The organism is Exiguobacterium indicum HHS 31 (assembly GCF_001939065.1).
GTDB classification, from domain to species: domain Bacteria; phylum Bacillota; class Bacilli; order Exiguobacteriales; family Exiguobacteriaceae; genus Exiguobacterium_A; species Exiguobacterium_A indicum.
In genome coordinates, this window is sequence record NZ_MPSZ01000016.1 from 1 (window position 1) to 14,214 (window position 14,214).

The 14,214-nt window shown below is 47.3% G+C and carries 14 protein-coding genes; 3 read left to right on the forward strand and 11 right to left on the reverse strand.

The features are described 5' to 3' along the window. Positions 1–205: 205 nt before the first annotated feature. Positions 206–1,075 (reverse strand): nucleotidyltransferase-like protein, encoded by an 870-nt coding sequence (locus N179_RS16405; protein WP_035398755.1) that lies wholly within the window; start codon positions 1,073–1,075, stop codon positions 206–208. A 114-nt stretch (positions 1,076–1,189) separates the two neighbouring features. On the opposite strand from N179_RS16405, the gene N179_RS16410 reads away from it, so the two are divergent. Then, the gene (locus tag N179_RS16410; RefSeq protein WP_029340912.1) at positions 1,190–1,552 is read left to right on the forward strand and encodes a DUF2614 family zinc ribbon-containing protein; all 363 of its coding nucleotides are present in this window, start codon (positions 1,190–1,192) and stop codon (positions 1,550–1,552) included. Positions 1,553–1,566: 14 nt separating this feature from the next. Here N179_RS16410 and perR read toward each other — a convergent pair whose 3' ends face one another. Beyond that, positions 1,567–1,989: a peroxide-responsive transcriptional repressor PerR gene (gene perR / locus N179_RS16415; RefSeq protein WP_369792039.1), complete on the reverse strand. Its 423-nt coding sequence runs from the start codon at positions 1,987–1,989 to the stop codon at positions 1,567–1,569. 175 nt (positions 1,990–2,164) lie between these two features. Here perR and N179_RS16420 point away from each other — a divergent pair, with 175 nt between their 5' ends. After that, positions 2,165–3,463: a glutamate-1-semialdehyde 2,1-aminomutase gene (locus N179_RS16420; RefSeq protein ID WP_075643174.1), complete on the forward strand. Its 1,299-nt coding sequence runs from the start codon at positions 2,165–2,167 to the stop codon at positions 3,461–3,463. Between the two features lie 50 nt (positions 3,464–3,513). Here the strand turns inward: N179_RS16420 and N179_RS16425 are convergent, their stop codons facing one another. The 4 genes from N179_RS16425 to mutY form a co-directional block, all read right to left on the reverse strand. Continuing rightward, the gene (locus N179_RS16425; protein WP_075643182.1) at positions 3,514–5,247 is read right to left on the reverse strand and encodes an ABC transporter ATP-binding protein; all 1,734 of its coding nucleotides are present in this window, start codon (positions 5,245–5,247) and stop codon (positions 3,514–3,516) included. Positions 5,248–5,337: 90 nt separating this feature from the next. Next, a complete protein-coding gene (ntdP, locus tag N179_RS16430) occupies positions 5,338–5,880 on the reverse strand; it encodes a nucleoside tri-diphosphate phosphatase (RefSeq protein ID WP_023467311.1) in 543 nt (180 codons plus the stop codon). A 116-nt stretch (positions 5,881–5,996) separates the two neighbouring features. Then, complete coding sequence (locus tag N179_RS16435) at positions 5,997–6,422, reverse strand: SRPBCC family protein (protein WP_075643175.1); 426 nt, start codon at positions 6,420–6,422, stop codon at positions 5,997–5,999. Further along, the gene (gene mutY / locus N179_RS16440; RefSeq protein WP_023467309.1) at positions 6,422–7,438 is read right to left on the reverse strand and encodes an A/G-specific adenine glycosylase; all 1,017 of its coding nucleotides are present in this window, start codon (positions 7,436–7,438) and stop codon (positions 6,422–6,424) included. The genes N179_RS16435 and mutY overlap by 1 nt, the downstream gene beginning before the upstream one ends. A 103-nt stretch (positions 7,439–7,541) precedes the next feature. On the opposite strand from mutY, the gene N179_RS16445 reads away from it, so the two are divergent. Continuing rightward, entirely contained in the window at positions 7,542–8,525 is a 984-nt protein-coding gene (locus N179_RS16445) for a metal-dependent hydrolase (RefSeq protein WP_023467308.1), read from the forward strand. 45 nt (positions 8,526–8,570) lie between these two features. Here N179_RS16445 and N179_RS16450 read toward each other — a convergent pair whose 3' ends face one another. The 5 genes from N179_RS16450 to N179_RS16470 all read right to left on the reverse strand — a co-directional run bounded on the left by N179_RS16450 (position 8,571) and on the right by N179_RS16470 (position 14,160). After that, positions 8,571–8,843: a YfhJ family protein gene (locus N179_RS16450; RefSeq protein WP_023467307.1), complete on the reverse strand. Its 273-nt coding sequence runs from the start codon at positions 8,841–8,843 to the stop codon at positions 8,571–8,573. Next, a complete protein-coding gene (locus tag N179_RS16455; protein WP_023467306.1) occupies positions 8,840–9,160 on the reverse strand; it encodes a DUF1811 family protein in 321 nt (106 codons plus the stop codon). Before N179_RS16455 ends, N179_RS16450 begins: the two co-directional genes overlap by 4 nt. 60 nt (positions 9,161–9,220) lie before the next feature. Beyond that, the gene (locus tag N179_RS16460; protein WP_075643176.1) at positions 9,221–11,281 is read right to left on the reverse strand and encodes an ABC transporter ATP-binding protein; all 2,061 of its coding nucleotides are present in this window, start codon (positions 11,279–11,281) and stop codon (positions 9,221–9,223) included. A gap of 14 nt (positions 11,282–11,295) precedes the next feature. Then, complete coding sequence (locus tag N179_RS16465) at positions 11,296–13,023, reverse strand: ABC transporter ATP-binding protein (protein WP_075643177.1); 1,728 nt, start codon at positions 13,021–13,023, stop codon at positions 11,296–11,298. 321 nt (positions 13,024–13,344) lie between these two features. Beyond that, positions 13,345–14,160, reverse strand: a complete 816-nt coding sequence (locus tag N179_RS16470; protein ID WP_058705034.1) for a RecX family transcriptional regulator — start codon at positions 14,158–14,160, stop codon at positions 13,345–13,347. Positions 14,161–14,214: the final 54 nt, after the last annotated feature.

Here is a 14,214-nt window from a genome sequence, read left to right on the forward strand (position 1 = left end):
AAGATATCACGGAATAACTTAAGCGTCAATCCCTTTTTGAAATCTTTTTTCGTTCTCGTCACCGTCCAGTGCGTGTTGCCCTGTCGACATGTATTAATATACTATCTCGATATAATACCGTCAATAGTTTTTCTAAAAAAACTTTTAAAATCTTGTTCCTTCTATATATAGCGAAAACAACACATAGAAAAAATAAAGCCGATCGTCATACGACCGGCTCATACGTTACGAGTTCGACCCCTGCTCCTTTAGTTGTTTGATACGAAATCCTGATCAGACCTTTTCGCATGAAGAAATCAATCAGACTACTTAAATCCACTTTGACTTCTTGTAGTCGCTCTTCTTCCATCAATTCATACATCGTCCATGGACTTGTCCGCTCACGCATGATTTCAAATAAATAGCGTCCTCCCGATAAGACCTTCGACTGCAGAAGATGCTCAAGTCCAATCAAGGCGAGGTGAATACGTTGATCTAATGTCTCTTCACTCATCAATAATTGTTCATATAGTTTATAGACATCCGGATCATCGAGTCGCGCTTGTTCCCAGACGACTGTCTCGGGATGCTTTCCTTTTTCCAGAACAGATAATCGCGCGAGATGATGCAATGCGTGATGGACGTGTGTATAGGCATCATAATGATGTCCGCGACTGAACAAATTCCTTCCGTCTTGAAAACGACGCAAAAGTTTAGCGAACGAAATCGTCATCTGTAAACATCTTTCCTCATCAGGAAAGTTTAATAGCTGCCGTTTTAAGTCAACTAAATAATCGTTCCGTTCAAAAACGATCGTTCCTTCTGCAATCCAGTGAATCGCGCGTCGATTGGCATTTAACAAAATCCAGCGTGATAAGACATCTTCATGTACGAGGTGTAATGATACCTTTAGTGTATTCAGTCGATAATGTTTGATCGTCCACTCGACTTCTGGGTCTCTTGTGATGACGACAAGAAGTGTATCAAATTGATCCGTCAGGGAATCTCGTGGCTGTCGTTTTTCAACAGCAATGATCCCTTGTGTTTCACGATAAGCCGCGTACTCCGAATAAATCGTTCGTGTTGCTTGTTCCATGTACTTCTCACCCTTCTATACGAACTCGTCGTTACCATTTTCGACAAAAAAACAAGCTTTCCTTCTTCAGGCAATCCCACTTCTTATGCTAGACTGACAACAGGGGGAATTCACTTGAAAAAACAACGTAAAAATAAAATAAACCGCGCGCGAAACTTAGCTATGTTTCTCGTCTTCGGTGGGATGCTCGTCATGTATGGCGGTCTATTACTCAAACAATTTGAAATCATCATGGTCTTACTCATGCTTCTCGGTTTTGTCATGGTTCTCGCCAGTACGGCACTCTATTTCTTGATTGGTCTGACATCAACGAAGGCAGCTGTCGTCACTTGTCCGAACTGTGGAAAAGAAACAAAAGTCCTTGGTCGCGTCGACTTATGTATGCATTGCGATGAACCACTGACGATGGATCCATCTCTTGAAGGAAAAGAATTCGATGAAAAATATAATAAACACAATAAACGAGCTCCCCGCTAAGGCAGCTCGTTTTTTTATTGGACATTCGATTGACAGTCCGGGCAAGTTCCGTACACTTCTAATCGGTGACGATCGACTTTAAAGCCCGTTAAGTGCGCCGCAACCGTCTCAACATCATCGAGAACAGGGTAGTTGAAATCAACGATCTTTCCACAGTTCTCACAGATCATGTGGTAATGGCGTGTCGTAACGAAATCGAAGCGACTTGAAGCGTCTCCGTAATTCATTTCCTCAACGATTCCCTTTTCTCGAAACACGCGTAAGTTATTATATACAGTCGCCACACTCATGTTTGGAAAACGATGTTCGAGCGCACGATAAATCTCATCCGCTGTCGGATGCGTGTGTCCCGTCGTTAAATATTCCAAAATCGCGTGACGTTGTGGTGTCATTCGAACGCCTGATTCCCGAAGCGACTTCACGGCGTCATCCAGCATTTCGTTAGCCACGTCCATCCCCTCATTTCTATCTTTCATTGATTATCAGATTGTAATCTTTATAATTAGTCTACCTACAAATAGGCATTCCGTCAACGGCTCTGCACCGGATTTGACGTCCATGATACAATCATATCGTGATATTTTTCACGAATCATCGATTGGAGGAATCCTCATGTCTACCCACACTACACGTCCTACTTCAGAGGCGTTATATGAAATCGCACAAGAGTGTATCGTTGGTGGCGTCAACAGCCCATCCCGTTCATTCAAAGCCGTCGGTGGCGGCGCACCTGTCTATATGGAACGCGGAGAAGGTGCTTACTTTTACGATGTCGATGGCAATCGCTATATCGATTACTTAGCAGCCTATGGTCCGATCATCACGGGACACGGTCACCCTCACATTACGGAAGCGATCACACATGCTGCCCAAAACGGTCTTCTTTACGGCACACCACACCGTCTAGAAATCGACTTTGCACATAAACTACAAAAAGCGATCCCATCACTTGAAAAAGTACGCTTTACGAACTCGGGAACCGAAGCCGTCATGACGACGATTCGTGTCGCACGAGCGTATACAGGTCGTGAGCTGGTCGTGAAGTTCAGTGGTTGTTACCACGGTCACTCGGATTTGATGCTGATTGCAGCAGGTAGCGGACCGGCGACACTTGGTTCTCCCGATTCAGCTGGTGTCACGAAAGCGACGGCAAAAGAAGTCATCACGACACCGTTCAATGATATCGAATCGTACCGTCAAATCATGGAGCAATGGGGCGATCAAGTCGCTTGTGTACTCGTTGAACCGATCGTCGGAAACTTTGGTATCGTCGAACCGCAACCTGGATTCCTTGCTGCAGTCAATGAAATCACGCATGCTCACGGCGCACTCGTCATCTACGATGAAGTCATCACAGCCTTCCGCTTCACGTACGGCAGTGCACAAGAGTTACTCAATATCCGCCCTGATATGACAGCACTCGGCAAAATCATCGGTGGTGGTTTACCAATCGGTGCTTATGGCGGTCGTAAAGAAATCATGGAACACGTCGCGCCACTCGGTCCGGCTTATCAAGCTGGAACGATGGCAGGTAACCCGGCATCCATGGCTGCCGGTATCGCTTGTCTTGAACTACTTGAGCAGCCTGGTGTCTATGAAAAACTTGATCACCTTGGCGCCTTACTCGAACAAGGTGTGCTAGAAGCAGCAAAACGTCATGACGTCACGATTACGATCAACCGTCTAAAAGGTGCCATGACGGTCTACTTCACGGATGAAACAGTCATCGATTACGATGGTGCAGAACGTGCAGACAGCGAGATGTTCGGACGTTTCTTCAAATTGATGCTAGAAGAAGGCGTCAACCTTGCCCCTTCGAAATACGAAGCGTGGTTCTTGACGACAGAACATACGGAAGCCGACATCACAGAGACGATCGCAGCAGTCGATCGTGCCTTTGCTCGACTCTAAGTCTTCCTCCTAAAAAAGCAGCGACCCTCATGAGGATCGCTGCTTTTGTGTTATTCGACGAGTTCCAGATTTTGAATGGCATACAGTTCGAAATACGCACCCCGTTTTTGCATGAGGACTTCGTGTGTTCCGATTTCCGTAATTTGACCATTTTCGATGACGACAATCTTATCGGCATCAGTGATCGTTGATAAACGGTGCGCGACAGTAAATGTCGTCCGCCCTTTCGCGAGACGCGCTAACGAATCTTGAATCATCGCTTCACTCTCCAAATCGAGCGCACTCGTCGCTTCATCCAAGATCAGAATCGGTGGATTTTTCAAGAAGACCCGTGCAATCGCAAGACGTTGCTTTTGACCACCCGATAACTTGACGCCGCGTTCACCGACCGGCGTATGATAACCGTTCGGTAATCGTTCGATGAATTCATGGGCATTCGCTGCTTTTGCCGCTGCGACGACTTCCTCATCCGTCGCCTCCGGATTCCCCATCTTAATGTTCATCTGAACCGACTCACTGAAGAGAATCGACTCCTGCATGACCATCCCGATCTGATCGCGAAGACCACGCAACTTCAAGTCACGAATATCAACGCCGTCAAGCGTGATCCGACCGGCAGACACATCATAGAAGCGTGGAATTAAACTGACGAGCGTCGATTTCCCACCACCTGACATCCCGACGAAAGCAATCCGTTCGCCTGCTTGAACGTCAAGCGTTAAGCGATCAATCGCTAGCTCGCCGCCTTCTTCGTAAGCGAAACTGATGTTTTCGAACTGAACGTTTCCGCGGACATCTTTTGGATCGCGTGCATTCGGTTTTTCCGTGATGTCATACGGCTCATCTAAAAACTCGAACATCCGGTCCATCGAAGCGATCGACTGTGTCAACGTCGTTGAGGAGTTAACGAGACGACCGAGCGGCGCATACAGACGGTCGATATAACCAATGAACGCAACCATCGTCCCGAGTGTCACTTGTCCGTTCAAGACGAAGAACGCCGCTGTCCCGAAAATAAGGATTGGTGCGAAGTCCGTAATCGTCGAGACGACGACGTACGTCCGCGCATTCCAGTTCGTTTGACGCAGCGCCGCTTTTAAGAACCCATCATTTTGATGTTTGAACGCTTTGTTCTCGTGCGGTTCGAGTGCAAAACTACGAATGACTGCCATGCCGTTGACCCGTTCCGTCAAATGACCTTGTAGTTCCGCAAGTGCTGCCGAACGTTCCCGTGTCAATCCGCGTAAGCGACCGTAAAAGAACTTAACGGCGAGGGCGTAGAATGGTAACGGAATAATGGCGACGAGCGTCAACTTCGGATCAATCGTCCACATGATAGCGATCGCAATGAAAATCGTAATCATATCAAGCCATAGGTTCATTAATCCCGTGACGACGAAGTCTTTCGTCTGCTCGACATCATTGATGATTCGCGAGATGACTTCTCCGGTTTTCGTATTCGAATAAAAACGAAGCGATAATTTCTGAACATGATCAAACAATCGATTACGAACGTCAAATAAAATCTTAGACGCGGACCATTGCGCGAGGTATTGACGGACGTATTCGAGCGGCGGCTTGACGATCAGGAAGATGAAGACACCCGCTCCGATCAAATACGCCAATTGTTTACTTTTTTCCGCCATCGGCATCGTGTTTCCAGTTAGGATATGGTCGATGATGTACTTATACAACAACGGAAGTCCAAGTGGGATCGAGAACTTGATGATCCCGACGAAAACCGTTAGGAGAATCTGTTTTTGATACGGCTTGACGAACGCCATATAGCGGCGGATCGAACCTTGTTTCTTACGTTTTGCTTGTGTTGCCACGTGTTTCACTTCCTTCAATTAAAAAAAGACGATGGCGAACCATCATCTCCGATATCTTGTTTCATATTCACGATACCACATATCCACGAAAGCCGGGTTAAATGGACCCTTGCGACTGCGGATCCATTGAATCAGGATTTGGACATTGTCTTTCAAAATACGATCGATCGCCTTCGGATAGTTCATCTCGCGGCGATGCTTCTCATACTCGTCCTCATCGAGGATCATGTAGGACATGTCCGGATACACTTTGATATCTAAATCGTAATCAATGTACTTGACTGCTCGATCTTTCTCATCGAACGTAGAAGGTGATCCAAGATTGCAGTAATAGTAAATGCCATCCTCCCGAATCATACAAATGACATTGAACCAGAGTTCTGTTGAAAAGTAACAGATTGCAGGCTCTCGTGTTCGCCACTGACGACCATCCGATTCACTGACCATGATGCGGTCATTGAACCCAATCAATTCTTCTTCCGTCGATTTCAGCACGAGCGTTTCTTCCCAAACTCTGTGTAAGCTCCCGTTATGTTTGAAACTTTGAATCTCAATCTTGCTACTTTCTTTTGGGAATCGACTCATGTGCTACTCCTTTCTAAAGCGTTTTTCTTCCATTCTGTTATACTCTCGTGCTTATTATACCCATTTTCAGAACGCATGAAAAACGAAAGGGTATTTTTTCAGAAAAATGACGGAATTTAGGCTTGAAAGTGATTCAAAATCGCATTTTTTCGTTGTTTGAACATCGGTTTCAAGATGAATGCTTCAATGACGAAGGCGGGCAAGAAGGATGCATACGTCACTTCATCCACGAAAAAGACGCCAGATTCACGTTCTTCGACTCGGTGCACGTGGCACCATGCCCGAAATGGATACGGCACTTTTGTACCGACATCGACGAAGACATATTCTTCTACGAAAGGAATCCAAGACGTCCACGAGACAAATAGTGGAGGAACACCAACGCGTAGACGAATCGTATTTCCCGCTCGTGTCCGCGTATCGCCCGACGTCTTCACTTGCGGAAATACCGTCAATCGACTTAAGGCCTTGGCGTCACTTAAAAAATCCCACGCTTGCTCCTTTGATGTATCGACACGTGTCTCAAAACGAAAAGTATGCATTAGATCTCCCCCTTTAATAGTCGATCAATTTTCATTTGCGCGACAGATACTGGATGCGTCGCATACGTTTCCTGATCAACCAGTACCGTCTGGTCCGGCTGTTCAGTCACGCGATAGACGGCAATTTCCCAAATCCGGTGTGAGAAGATATGTCGAACGTGCCCGACAAGTGTCCCATTACGATCTTCTTCTGCTTCTCGAAGTGGGTATTGCCACATCCCTGCGAGCAAACCTGTTTCTGCTCGTTGTTCAATTGCGATTTTTCCGTTCGTTTCATAGACGAGAGCATCATACGGAATAATTTGCGTCTTCCCTTTCTTCGTCTTCACAGGTAGTTCTTCCTGTGCATTTCGATCATATGCAAAACAAACGTCTTGAACAGGACAGAGTCCACACATCGGAGACTTCGGTGTACAGACCATCGCGCCGAGTTCCATCAAGCCTTGATTGAAACTGGACGGATCAGCCGGATCAATCAATTGATGTACCGCCGCCTCAAACAATTTCCGTGTCTTCGGTGCAGCAATGTCTTCATAAATCCCAAGTACACGCGAGAGGACGCGCATCACGTTTCCGTCTACAGCTGGTTCTGCTTGCCCATAAGCAATCGATAGAACCGCTCCTGTCGTGTACGGACCGACACCCTTCAGTTGACTGAACAATTCCTTTTCGTCCGGAACGATCCCATCATATTTTTCAACAACTTCCTGAACCGCGATTTGAAGATTCTTGACACGGGAATAGTACCCTAAGCCCTCCCAGTGCTTCAGGACTTCACTTTGATCCGCTTCTGCTAAATCATGCGGTGTCGGAAAACGTTTCGTGAAGCGCTCATAATACGGAATGACTGTATCGACGCGCGTTTGTTGAAGCATGATTTCACTAATCCAGATATGATATGGGTTTTTGGTTCTTCGCCATGGGAGATCCCGCTGTTCACGAAGGAACCAGGCAATCAGTTCTGTGGTAAATTGTGTTTTATTAAAGTTTGTGAAATATTCTTGAACGACAGTCAAAAGGTTACCTCTTTTCTCTTGGATACGATATATTTATTAAAAATTACTCGGCAGAACCTCGATGGATTCACCATCACGATTTTATAGAAGGAGCGAATTCGCATTGGATACTGGTACGCATATCGGCATGGGACTTTGTCTCGCCGCCATCTCGACGCTACACCCTGACGTCGCAGCGAGCACGACGATGTTTGCTGCCGTGACGACGACGGCGCTCGTCGGCTCACACGCACCGGACTTCGATACTGTCTTTAAGTTTAAAGGAAACAGCGCCTACTTGCGTCAACACCGTGGAAAATCGCACGGGTTGATCGCTTTGCTCGCCTGGCCGTTATTACTTTCAATCGTCATCGGCACGTTATTCGGTGTACCTCCGACTTCATTATGGCTAATGGCGCAGATCGCTGTCGCTCTTCATGTCTTTGTCGATCTGTTTAACGCTTACGGTACACAAGCCTTACACCCGTTCAAAAAATCCTGGATCGGTTGGGGTGTCATCAATACATTTGATCCATATCTGTTCACGATGTATTATGCCGCGTTCGGGATTTGGCTACTAACGAGAGCGACGATCGTCATCTTCCCGATTTTGATTGCCATCGTCATCATCTATTACGCTGTGCAGTTTAAGTTACGAAACGATGCCCTCGCGACCGCAGCCCGCTATTATCGCGGCGCGCATAAACTGTTCATCTCCCCTGGCATGAAATGGGATGAGTGGCATGTCGCGGCACGTTTACGCGATGAGTATTCTGTCGTTAAGATCAACAGTGGAACGGTCGTCGAATGCGGAAACTTCCGCATCAAGGACGAACCACACGGTGACGCCTTGTACGAAATCGTCAAACAAAACGCGGACTTGCAAGCGTTTCTTGAGTTTTCGAAGATTCATACGTATACGGTCTCACGAAAGGACGGTATTGTCGAATACCGCTTTACGAACTTACGTTACTTCACGAAGGAAGTCTATCCATTCGTTGCCGTCGTCAGAATCGACGCTGCTACACAAGAGATCGTCAGCTCCTATACCGGCTGGGTCTTCAGCGAACGGACCTTGCAGAAAAAACTGTTCATCCCTGCATTATAAAGACAAAGCTCCGCGCAACGGAAATCCCGATGTGCGGAGCTTTTTTCATTCGACGTTTCGACCTGTCATCAAATGCTTGAATTTTTCGTTCGTTGTATTAAATCGGTGTAACATTGCCCCGTGCTGTTTGATCTGCTGCTCGACGAAATGAACCGCAACGGCTTCACCTTGATATTTCTCACCTGCGCGCGCGAGTGTCGCTTCGAAATCTTCCCACAGCACTTCGACCCACGTCAGTGCTTCTTCCGGGGTTAATACTTCATTCACTTGCAATAATTCTTCAGCCAGTTGCTGAAGGGCTTGTTCTCGATTCGTCATGTCTGTTCTCCCTCTCCTGTGAATAACGCGAGCGGAATCGCGACTTCCTGAGCGGTTCCTTCAAAATGCCCCCAGCCCATGACGCCATTGACGAAGTGTAACTCAAATCGTGCCTCTTCTCCTTCGATTCGGTAAAAGGCTCCCCGTTCGAATCGTGCCGGATCGATCAAATAACTTTTCGCAATGGCGATTTTTCGCGTCACGACTTCCACTTCACTGACGTTCCCGTGCTGCTCCGCTTTTCGTTTTTGTTCACTTAATTTCGTGATCAACATCTCAAGCTCGTATTTCGATAATTGACTCATCCGTGTCTCCATTACAAAAACTCCCCCTCTTCGTTTTTCAGTATAAACGAAAAGGAGGAGAAACTGGATGGATTAGCTTGATTTCAATTCAAGATTCCGTTTACTTTGTAACGCATACATTTTCGCATAAATCCCGGACGTTGCAAGGAGCACATCATGGGATCCTCGCTCGACGATCCGACCATGATCGAGAACAAGAATCTCATCCGCATCCTTGATCGTCGACAAGCGGTGGGCGATGATGAACGTCGTCCGCCCTTTCGTCAACGTCAGCAAGGCATCCTGAATGACCGCTTCCGTTTCCGAGTCAACGCTCGCTGTCGCTTCGTCAAGAACTAGGATCGCAGGGTCGAACGCTAACGCACGGGCAAAACTGATCAACTGTCGTTCACCCGCTGATAACGTGGCACCTTTTTCGATGACTGGTTCATCGAGTCCGCTCGGTAAACGATCAATGAACCGATCCGCGCCGACGGCTTCGATCGCTTGGCGAACACGTTCCTCGGAAATGTCAGGATTGCCGAGTGTGATGTTCGAGCGAATCGTTCCTGTGAAGAGGAACGGATCCTGTAGGACGATGCCCATATGCTCACGGACCGCTTGTTTCGGCAAACGCGTCACGTCCTGTCCGTCAATCAACAACTGTCCTTTTGACGGATCATAGAAACGCATCAGCAGGTTCATGATCGAACTTTTCCCACTACCCGTGTGTCCGACGAGAGCAATCGTCGCGCCAGGACGAGCATCGATTTGAATTTCACGTAACACGGGATTTCCCGCTTCATAACTAAATTCGACGTCCTTGAAGGACACCGCTCCTTTAAACCGAGCAACGCGACCTTGTTCGACCGGCTCTCCCCTTTCGTCGAGCAACTGGAACATCCGGTCCGCTGACACGAGTGCTTGTTGTAGTGGTGACAGCTGATTCATGATTTGGGTGACGGGTTCGAATAAACGGGACACGTAATCGATATACGCATATAAGATCCCGAGCGATAAAAACGAGCCGTTCGTCAGACTTTTTCCGCCGACGACCCAAATCAATAAGGCGAGCGTCAAGTTTTTCAAAAAGTAGGATAAGTTATGGGACATCAGGGCATCGAGTCGTAACAACTTTGCCCGGGTCTGATAGTTCTCTTCGTTTTTTTGTTCGAATTCAGCAAGGACTTCCTTCTCACGTGCATAAGCCTGAATGATCGGCATCGTCTGGATGTTCTCATTCAGTTGACCATTCATGTCGGCAACGAGGGAGCGGACCTTGAAGTTGTTCTTCGTCGCGAGTTTCTGGAATAGCTGAATCCAGAAATAGACGATTGGAATGATGATTAGTGAGACTAGTCCTAATCGATAATCGAGGAAGAACATCGCGACGAGAATCCCCGCCATCGTGATGATTCCCGAGAAGACCCGGGCGAGCACACCGAGATATAGATCGCGAATCGTTTCCGTATCATTCGTGACGCGACTGACAATTTTCCCGATCGGTGTCTGGTCGAAATAACGAACCGGTAACCGTTGCAGATGCGTAAAGACATCAAGACGCATCCGTTTAATGATTTTATGAGCAGATCGCTGGAGCAAGATTTGCTGAATCCAGTTCAAACCAGCTGCTACTAGCAGCAAGAGGACGTAGATCAAGGACAACCAGCCGATTGCTTTTAAGTCTTTTGAATAAAAATCATAGACCTGTCCTTGTGTCAGTTTTTGAATATTATCATACGTGTAGACGTCGTCTCCACGCGTGACCGTCATCGTATTTCCACTGATTTTCCGCTCTCCTCCACTGACGACTTGTTTCGGTACGAAAAAGTAGCCGTTGGTCGTTTGGACGATCGAGACGGATTGAACGATCTGAATTTTCGAGACGTCTTGTGCTTTGGCGAACTGACGGCCGTCATACGTGACCGCACCGTCCGATTTAACTTCGACCCAGTCCTTCTCAATTGCCACGATATGTTCATCAATGATGACTTTGGCGATATACGGACCTGTCAATTCCGCTCCGACTGCCAGTACGAGTAAAAATAATCCTAAAAAGATCGCTTGTTTCTCATGCATCGCATAGCGGATCAACGAACGGATCGTCGTCTTCCGACGTGCCGGATCGAGTTGGTATAATTCTAATTCATTCATGCAGAGGCACCTCCTTACATCTCTTCACTTTGTCGCTCGAATTGTTGAGCGTACCAGCCATTTTGTGCCATCAGGCTGTCATGTGTTCCTCGTTCAGAAATCATTCCGTCTTGCAAGACGATGATTTCGTCCGCATGTGCTACTGCCGATAAACGATGGGCAACAATCAATGTCGTGGATTGGTGGCGATTCGATCGAATCGAATCAATGATATGTGATTCCGTTTTCGCGTCTACCGCTGATAGTGAATCATCAAGCAACAGCAACTCTGGTTTTTTTAACATCGCCCGCGCGATCGAGAGACGTTGCTTTTGTCCTCCCGACAACGTGACGCCACGTTCACCAACCATCGTCTCAAGTCCTTGTTCCAGCGTTTCGATATCTTTTTCAAACGATGCGAGACGAATCGCTTCCTGCAATTCTTCTTCTGTCGCTTCACCTGCACCGAATAGAATATTGTCCCGAACGGATTTTGAGAATAATAAATGTTCTTGTGAGACGTAACCGGTCCATCCGCGAACCGTCTCTAGCGCAACATCTTCATACGGTACGCCGTTGACCGTCAGCATATCCCGTCCGATTGGATACTCACGTAAGAATTGACGCAAGAACGTCGTTTTCCCGGATCCCGTTGGTCCGACGATACCGATCGTTGTTCCTTGTTCGATCGTCATATTCAAATCTCGTAAGACCGGATGGGCTGTCTCTGGATACGTAAACGTCAAATCGTTCATCTCGATCCGTTCAGGGCGATCGACGTGTTCCCGCGGTGTCGAAGCAATCAACGGTTTGACTCGCATCGTTGCTTCTAAGCGGTCAAGACTCGCTGTTCCGCGCTGGATGACATTGATCAATTCACCAAAGGCGTACATCGGCCAGATCAGCATCCCGAGATAGATGTTAAAGGCGACCAATTGTCCGAGCGTGATGTCGTTCGTAAAGACGAGATATGTCCCGAACGATAAGCCGATCAAGTAACTGAAGCCAACGAGCAGCTTGATGATCGGTTCAAATAAGACGTCGATTTTTGCGACGTGCATATTTTTCTCAAAGACATCCGTCGTGACATCGTCGAACCGTTTAACATCGACTGGTTCTTGTACGAACGAGCGGATGACACGCAGTCCGGAAATCGACTCGACGACCTGGTCATTCATCGTTCCAAATGAATCCTGGGCAGTGATGAAACGTCCGTGAATTTGACTTCCGAGCTTATTCATCGCGTAGGCGAGAAGGGGCATCGGTAACAAGGCAGCAAGCGTCAACTTCCAATCGATCGCCACCCCCATGACGACGAGCGTGATTGCCGTCATGTTCAACGAGTCGACGAGCGTCAAGACACCAAATCCGGCTGTCCGCTCGACCGCCTTCAAGTCGTTCGTCGCGAGCGCCATCAAGTCTCCCGTCCGATTCTTTTGGTAGAACGTCGGCGTCAGTTTCAATAAGTGCATAAAGAAGCGACTCCGAAGTGTCCGTTCTAATAAAAATGCCGTTCCGAATAATTTCGCTAACCACAGATACGTCAAGATGAAGGAAACGATGGAAATGACTGTTAATCCGATGACGTATTGCAAGAGCGTCGCCTGGTCCATCGATCCCGACCGCAATCCGTCGATGACCTTACCGATCAGCCATGGCGGCGTTAAATCGATGAAGCCGGTGATGATCAATAAGACGACTGCTACGAGATACGATGATTTGTGTTCTTTTAGAAACCAACTCAATTGCCGAAATAAACGCATGAGGGTCCCCCCTTTACTGTGAAATGAAGTACTTTTTCCGAGCACGCAAAAAGGCATACGGATTTCCGGATGCAGTCCGAGAATCAGTATGCCTTGAAATGGGCATGATGCATTCTTGTTCGTCTGCGCGCTCGGGAGACGAATCCCCTTGCTCGCACATGAAATGAATTACTTATACGTGCTCAAGAGTCTCCGTCGTATTCAGCTGTTGGATATGAGTGAAACCAATTGGCTTTTTCATAGGACGGTTCCTCCTTTTCTTAGTCTGTGCGTAGAATAGCACAATTGTCGGATAATTGTCAATTTTTCGTCTTGCTTTTATTATTCCGCCTCTTCTTCTTTGACTTGTTCGAGGACTTGAGCCGCTAGACCGTATGGAAATCCTTTTCGGACGAGCGCTTGTTTCACTTTCTGTTCGCGTTCGAACGGTTCAAGTTGCCGGTATTTCGGATAATACTTGCGTGCTTGATAAAGGGCCGCTTGTTCTTCTTCGTCCCCTTCTTCAGCTCGAAACACCTCTTCGATGCCCGCCTTGATCAAGTCGGACGAGAATCCGCGTTGCATGAGCGTCATCTGTAACTTTTGTGTCAGTTCCCGCACGGAACGCCGTTGCAGCTCTTTTTGCTTTTGCCGCAAAAACTTCAGGACTTTTTCGTATTCCTCTTCATTTGTAAACGTCACGATCGCTTCATCGATCGCCGTCTTCGGTATCTTCAATGCCTCAAGGTCGCGTCGAATCCGTCCCGGTCCTTGAGGTGTCGTCGCTTTTTTCGTTGCCGTATAAGCAAGTGCGAACTGTTGATCATCCAGATAGCGCTGCTCCGTCAATCGCTCGATTGCATGTTTGATCGCATGCTCCGGTGTCTCTTTCTCTGTTAAATAGGCGACGACTTCACTCGTCGCCCGCATGCGGTACGATAAATGATTCAACGAGAGACGATACGCTTTTTGCTGTTCTTCAGCCGTCAACACTTCCTTGACGAAATCGTCATCGAGTTCCTTATCGCGTTGTAGATTGTATTTAATTAAGATATCAACGTCTACGGCAAAGGCATATTCTTCTTTGCCATCACGCTCGACATAGATATTGAATCGTTCGCTGTTCTTTTTCTGCGTCGAGATCCGTTTGATCTTCATGTCGTTCCCTCCCCTAACCTGATTCAGTAGTTCTACGATATCATGAACAGGCAG